1 protein-coding gene is annotated in these 348 nt (G+C 30.5%); it reads right to left on the minus strand.

Annotated elements, in window-relative coordinates; genetic code table 11:
• Positions 1 to 52: 52 nt before the first annotated feature.
• On the minus strand, positions 53 to 348 hold a 296-nt coding region (locus V7014_RS26965; protein WP_335512180.1), incomplete at its 5' end, for a DUF2512 family protein.

Here is a 348-nt window from a genome sequence, read left to right on the forward strand (position 1 = left end):
GATATAAAACAAACTCAATTTCATAAATGGGCTTATGAAAGTACTTGAAGACTTATTTCTTTTTACTTCTATAGTTCTTTGGTTTGTTTATATGAAATTCTTCCGAAGCTTCTGTCTGATAATGTAATCTCTCTTTAGGAGGGGGAGTTATTTGTTTGATGAGATATTTATGAAAGAAATACTCAAAGACACCAATAACCGCCGCAGCAACAAGGGACATGATAAATGCATTGATATCATATGTTAAGTTTGTACTCAAAATCCATATAATAGCTAATGATAAACCAAAATCATTAATTGTAGCGATTGTGTTGTTTGTTCTAGGTAAGAGTAATAAATCACCAAAAA

It is taken from the genome of Bacillus sp. JJ722, assembly GCF_036963345.1.
GTDB lineage: Bacteria > Bacillota > Bacilli > Bacillales > DSM-1321 > Bacillus_AD.